Here is a 6,365-nt window from a genome sequence, read left to right on the forward strand (position 1 = left end):
CCGGTACCGCGTCCGCGTGCCCGGTGGACAGGTCGTCCAGCACGACGACATCGTGCCCGGCCTCCGGCAACCTCGCCGCGCACACGCTGCCGACATACCCGGCACCACCCGTGACGAGCAACTTCATCTCGTGAACCCGCCTCTGCCACCGACTACCGATCGGTGCTCGTTCATCGGTCACTCATCTCGGCCGGCGCCCGCCGAGGGCACGGCGGTGAACGTCCTCGGCGCGGTCCAGCCGTGCTCGGCGAACGTCGCCCGTACCCGGGCCACGACCTCCTCGTGCCGCTCCACGGGCACCAGCGCGATGGCCGAGCCGCCGAACCCCCCACCGACCATGCGCGCGCCGAGCGCGCCCGCCGACCGCGCGGCGTCCACGGCCACGTCCAGCTCGGGGGCGGAGACCCGGTAGTCGTCGCGCAGCGACGCGTGCGAGGCGTCGAGCAGCGGACCCAGCTCGGCCAGCCGGTCGGCGCGCAGCAGTTCCACCGCCTCCAGCACGCGCTCATTCTCGGTCACGACGTGTCGCACCAGCGGCCGCAGCCGGTCGGGCAGCCGGTCGAGCGCGCCGTCCAGGTCAGCGGCCCCGACGTCCCGCAGCGCGGGCACGCCGAGCAGCCCGGCGGCCTCCTCGCAGCCCGCCCGCCGCATGCCGTAGCCGCCGTCGGTGTGCGAGTGGCTCGCCCGCGTGTCCACGACCAGCACCTCGAGGCCGTGGGCGGCGGCGTCGAACGGCACCTGCTCGGACGAGAACGAGCGCACGTCGAGGAACAGCACGTGCGCCTCGGTGCAGCACAGCGACGCGGTCTGGTCCAGCAGGCCGGTCGGCGCGCCGGCGAAGTCGTTCTCCGCCCGCTGCACCCAGCGCGCCACCCGGGGCAGGTCGTCGGCGGGCCGGTCAGCCAGGCCCAGCAGTGCCAGCGCGACCGCGCACTCCAGCGCGTGGGAGGAGGACAGGCCCGCGCCCGCCGGCACGTCGCCCGCGATCACCAGGTCCGCCCCGCCGGTCACGCCCTGGTCGCGCAGCACCCACGCCACGCCCGCCGGGTACGCGGTCCAGCCGGTCACCGCGCCGGGCTCCAGGTCGGCCACCGCCACCGGATCGGCCCTCTCCAGCGTGCCGTCCTCGTGCAGCGTGGCCACGGTCATCAGGCCGTCGTCGCGCGGCGACGCGGCTACCGCGGTCCGGTGCGGCAGCGCGAACGGCAGCACGAAACCGTCGTTGTAGTCCGTGTGCTCCCCGATCAGGTTCACCCGACCGGGCGCGGACCACACACCCACGGGAGCGGTTCTGTGCAGCAGGTGGAACGCCGTGGAGGCGCGCTGCGAAGGCTGATCGACGCCCGCCCCGGCTCCCTGCTCGCTCAACTGGTCGAACACGTCTTCTCCGAACGTCTTGGTGGAACGGTCCGCCGGGGAGGGGCCACACCCGGCGGACCGTTCTCGTCTGGTCGGTTCTCCACCGGCTGTCCCGGTTGAAGGGCTCGGACGAGCGGTGTCAGCGATCCCGGCGTGCTCCGGCAGACGGGGTCACGGCGCACACCCGCGGTCGGGACAAGCCCTTCTCGGCGAAGGCACCGGTCACCGCGTGCTCGACCTCCTGGAGCAGGTACGAGGGCACGAGCGCCAGGACTGACCCGTCAGGACCCGAGCCGGTCAGGCGGGCGCCGATCGCGCCGGCGGCGATGGCGGTGCCGGCGGCGAGGTCCAACGTCGTGCTGGACACCTGGTGGTCGTCGCGCAGGCTGGTGTGGGCGGCGGTCAACAGCGGTCCCAGGTCGGAGACACGTCCGGTGCGCAGCAGGTTCACCGCCCGCACGACGCGGTCGTTCTCCGTCACCACGTGTCGGACCACGCCGTGCAGCCCCGCGGGCAGCGACCGCAGGGCGTCGGACAGGTCTCCGATGCCGACGTCGCGCAACGCCGGCACACCCAGCACCGCGGCGGCCCAGGCGCAGTCCACCCGACGTGCGGCACGCCCGCCGAAGGGATCGACGTCACCCTGGAGTCGGACGTCGATCACCACCAGGGAGAGGCCGCGCCCTGCGAGGGTGAACGGAACCTGCTCCGTGCTGCCCGTTCGAGTGTCGTGGAACAAGGCGTGATCGTCGACGCAGTCCAGCAGCGCGGTCTGGTCGAGAAGCTCCGCCGGTACGCCGACGAACTCGTGCGCGGCCCTTCGGACGAGGCCGGCGACGGTACTGGCGGGCATCGTCGCGCCGGACAGTTCCAGCAGGGCCAGCGCGACAGCGCACTCGGAGGCACGAGCGGACGACAACCCGGCTCCCGCAGGCACGTCACCGGCCAGGACCAGGTCCGCGCCCGTGGCCATCCCGTGCTCGCGCAGCACCCACGCGACAGCGCACGAGTGAATCGCCTGATCGCGAACGCCGCCGACGGCCAGGTCGGCGACGGCGAAGGGACCGCTTCGCCGAACCCACCCGCGCGGGTGGACGGAGGTGACGGTCAGCAGGCCGTCGTGACGGGCCCCCGCGGCAACCGCGACGCGGTGCGGCAGCGCGACGGCCAGGGCGAGCCCGTCGTTGTAGTCGGTGTGCTCCCCGGCGAGCTTCACCCGGCCCGGAGCGGAGCAGACCACCTCGGGTTCTCGCGACCACTCTTCCCGGAACACCGCGGCGGCACGGGCGACGGGGTCACGGCGCGATCGCCACCTGACCCGCGAGCGGCGGCGGGAAGCGGCTGTCACCCGGACGTGCTCGTTCACGTGCGTTCCTTCCGCGAGGGCGGGACCGAGCCCCGGTGCGCCCGAGGGGCCCGGTCGGCGGTCAGCTGCACCGTCGGACGGTGACGCACGGCGTCTGGTCGGCTTCACCGTTCACCACTGATCTCCTCGTCATGGGTGTACCGCGTGTCGCGGGCCGCAGGCATCGGACGACCTCACCCGTCCGGTCGCGCCCGGGGTGAGGCGACAGGTCGTCCGGGGCGAAGTCGCGGGCACGGCGTCTTCTCACATGTCCCGTCACGGCACGGAACAGGGCGGTCGAGCGCCGCCGGATCCGGGGCCTCGACCATGATGTTTACGCAAACATCACTGTGACGCGCACATCCTGATCCCCGCACGTCCCCGGTGTCAAGACAGTGACGGGACGTTCGCTTCGGAACACGGTCCGTCGTGCGCGAGGCGGACAGCGAGCCGGAACTCGCCGTACCGACGCCACCAACCGGTGAACCCGCGCACGGCAGGACACGTATGTTTACGCAAACAAAAGGGCGTTATAGTTGCAGCGCACTGCAGCGACGTCAAGAGCCAACGTGGGAAGAGTGGTCCAGCGTGAGTTCGACGATCCCCACAGCGGAGAACCCCGCCGATCCGCCGACGCGTCGTTCGCGGCGGGTGTCGATGGCGGATGTCGCCCGACGGGCGGGCGTCTCGGCGCAGACCGTCTCGCGGGTGTCCAACGGTCACCCGAGCGTCGTCGGCTCGACGCGCGAACAGGTGTTGGCCGCGATGCGCGAGCTGGGCTACCGGCCCAACAGCGCGGCGCGCGCCCTGAAGTACGGCCAGTTCCGCACCATCGGGGTCATCCTGTTCACCCTCTCCACCGTCGGCAACAGCCGCACGCTGGAGGCCATCGTGGACCACGCCGCCGACGAGGGCTACGCCATCACGCTCATCCCCGTGGCCGTGCCCACTCAGGACGGCGTGATGGGCGCGTTCACCCGCCTGGGAGAACTGGCGGTCGACGCCGTCATCGTGATCATGGAGATCCACCTGCTCGACGCCGCGACGGTCACCCTTCCCGTCGGTGTCCCCGTGGTGGTCGTCGACTCCAACGGCAGCGATCGCTACAGCGTGGTGGACACCGACCAGGCCGACGGCGCTCGGCAGGCGGTCGACCACTTGCTCGAACTGGGACATCACACCGTCTGGCACGTGGCCGGCCCCGAGCACTCCTACGCCGCCGAACACCGCGCGGCCACCTGGCAGAAGGCCCTCGAAGCGGCCGGCCGCCCGATCCCCCCGCTGCTGCGAGGCGACTGGTCGTCCGACTCCGGCTACCGGATCGGCCTCACCCTGGCCGACGAACCGGGGTGCACGGCGGTGTTCGCCGCCAACGACCAGATGGCCCTCGGCCTCCTGCGGGCGTTCCACGAGATGGGCAAGGTCGTCCCCCGCGACATCAGCGTGGTCGGTTTCGACGACATACCCGACTGCGTCTCCTACATCCCACCGCTGACCACGATCCACCAGGACTTCACCGAAGTCGGCCGCCGCTGCGTCGACCACGTCCTGCGCCAGGTCCACAACAGCCCGGTCGAACCCGGCACCTCCCTCGTGCCGACCCGACTGGTCGTACGCCGCAGTACGGCGGCGCCGCCGGCCTGACGGGCAGGCCCGCGACAGTTCAAGCCGTCACGGCACTGACATCGTTGCCAGGTACTGGACACGCGGATGTCCAGCGGGTTACGGTCACGCAACCGATGTTTGCGTAAACACGACGCGCCGCTCACCCCGGGGCACTCGGTTCCACCGGGCGCTCGCAGCTCGGGCCAGCCCTCTCTCACACCGTGGTGAAGGAAAGCTGCCATGCCTCTGCTCCACCCGACGCTCCCCCTCGGGACGACAGGTCCCGAAGTGCCGACCGGCCACCACCTCGCAGTCCCCGGGACTGCGGCCGGGGCTTCGCACCGCCGCACACCGGCAGGAGCCTGGAGCCGACCGATCACGCCGTCCGGCTGACCCACCGAACGACCTCGCGCTTCTCGCGCACCTCACTCCCCCCGGCCCGACGCCGGACCGCACCGTGCCGCTCCCTTCCCGCACGGTGCGGTCCGGCGACCCCGCGCACGGTCCACCCGCCGACGCCCGAGCGCAGCACGGCGGCAACTTCCGACAAGGAGAAATGATGATCAACCGCAGATCGTTGCTGACCGCGGCCGGCGCTGCAGCCGCAGCCGGCGCGCTGGGCACGGGCATCGCCCGCGGCGACGCGACCATCGGGGTGAACCCCGGCGTCAACTACGGCACCTGGGAGGGCTGGGGCACCTCGCTCGCCTGGTGGGCCAACGTGTTCGGCGACCAGGACACCTTCGCCGACCTGTTCTTCACCACCAAGACCGTCACCTACAACGGCACGGCGTTGCCCGGCCTCGGCATGAACATCGCTCGCTACAACCTCGGGGCGTCCAGCTGGAACACCGTCAACGGCGAAAGCATGGCGGCCTCGCCGAACATCCCCCGGTTCAAGCAGATCGAGGGCTTCTGGCAGGACTGGAACAACGAGGACCCCACCTCCTCGGCGTGGAACTGGAACGCCGATGCCAAGCAGCGCGCGATGCTGGTCATGGCCACCCAGCGCGGCGCGATGAGCGAGCTGTTCGCCAACTCGCCGATGTGGTGGATGTGCTTGAACCACAACCCGTCCGGGGCCGCGAACGCCTCGAACACCAACCTCCAGCCGTGGAACCACCGCCAGCACGCCCACCACCTGGCCGTCACCGCCCGCCACGCCCGTGACCGGTGGGGCGTGAACTTCCGCACCGTCGACCCGTTCAACGAGCCGTCTTCGGACTACTGGCACGCCAACGGCACCCAAGAGGGTTGCAAGATCGACGCCACCACCCAGCGCAGCGTCCTGGCCCACCTGCGCACCGAGCTCGACCGACAGGGTTTGAGCTCGATGAAGATCTCCGCGTCCGACGAGACCAGCTACGACCTCGCCCGCACCACCTGGAACAGCTTCGACTCCACCACCAAGGGCCTGGTGAACCAGGTCAACGTGCACGGCTACCAGGGCACCGGCGGCCGACGGGACCTGCTGTTCAACGACGTGCGCGCGGACCGCAAGGCGCTGTGGAACTCCGAGCACGGCGACGGCACCGGCTCGGGCCTGCAGACGGCCCGCTGCCTCCTCCTGGACTTCAACTGGCTGCACCCCACCGCCTGGTGCTACTGGCAGGTCATGGACCCGACTTGGGGCTGGGGTGCCATCAAGTACGACGGCAGCACCCTGAAAGCCGGCGCGGTCGAGACCAAGTACTACGTGCTGGCCCAGTTCACCCGCCACATCCGCCCCGGCATGAGGATCCTGCACACCGGCAGCGACCTCGCCGTCGCCGCCTACGACGCCAACGCCCGCCGCCTGGTCATCGTGGCCGCCAACACCGGCAACGCCCAGACCCTCACCTTCGACCTGTCCCGCTTCACTCAGGCCACCGGCGGAGCGAACGGCGCGGTCCCGCGCTGGTCCACCGACACCTCGAACAGCGGTGATCGCTACACCCAGCGCCAGGACGCCACCGTCAGCGGCAAGTCCCTCCGCGTCGCGTTCGCCGAAGGCCAAGTGCAGACCTTCCACGTCGACGGGGTCGTGGTGTGATCCGGTGAAGGCGTGGTGCAGGTC

Annotated in this window: 5 protein-coding genes; 2 read left to right on the forward strand and 3 right to left on the reverse strand. The window is 71.1% G+C overall.

The window, feature by feature from the left end:
- From ACFV4N_RS37840 to ACFV4N_RS37850, 3 genes are all read right to left on the reverse strand, one after another.
- Positions 1-127: NAD-dependent epimerase/dehydratase family protein (locus ACFV4N_RS37840; RefSeq protein ID WP_499677491.1), on the reverse strand; the 127-nt coding region annotated here is incomplete at its 3' end.
- A gap of 50 nt (positions 128-177) precedes the next feature.
- Entirely contained in the window at positions 178-1,368 is a 1,191-nt protein-coding gene (gene galK, locus ACFV4N_RS37845) for a galactokinase (protein ID WP_499677492.1), read from the reverse strand.
- Positions 1,369-1,498: 130 nt separating this feature from the next.
- Positions 1,499-2,707: a galactokinase gene (locus ACFV4N_RS37850; protein ID WP_499677493.1), complete on the reverse strand. Its 1,209-nt coding sequence runs from the start codon at positions 2,705-2,707 to the stop codon at positions 1,499-1,501.
- A gap of 654 nt (positions 2,708-3,361) precedes the next feature.
- Between ACFV4N_RS37850 and ACFV4N_RS37855 the strand changes: the two genes are divergently transcribed.
- Both ACFV4N_RS37855 and ACFV4N_RS37860 read left to right on the forward strand, forming a co-directional pair.
- A complete protein-coding gene (locus tag ACFV4N_RS37855) occupies positions 3,362-4,348 on the forward strand; it encodes a LacI family DNA-binding transcriptional regulator (RefSeq protein ID WP_499677489.1) in 987 nt (328 codons plus the stop codon).
- Positions 4,349-4,868: 520 nt separating this feature from the next.
- Complete coding sequence (locus tag ACFV4N_RS37860; protein ID WP_499677490.1) at positions 4,869-6,341, forward strand: glycoside hydrolase; 1,473 nt, start codon at positions 4,869-4,871, stop codon at positions 6,339-6,341.
- Positions 6,342-6,365 lie beyond the last annotated feature (24 nt).

The organism is Actinosynnema sp. NPDC059797 (genome assembly GCF_042732085.1).
In the GTDB taxonomy this organism is placed as follows: domain Bacteria; phylum Actinomycetota; class Actinomycetes; order Mycobacteriales; family Pseudonocardiaceae; genus Actinosynnema.

Coding starts and splice junctions, on each gene's coding strand:
- ACFV4N_RS37855 (WP_499677489.1), top strand. CDS start 3,362: ATGGCGGATGTCGCCCGACGGGCGGGCGTCTCGGCGCAGACCGTCTCG.
- ACFV4N_RS37860 (WP_499677490.1), top strand. CDS start 4,869: ATGATCAACCGCAGATCGTTGCTGACCGCGGCCGGCGCTGCAGCCGCA.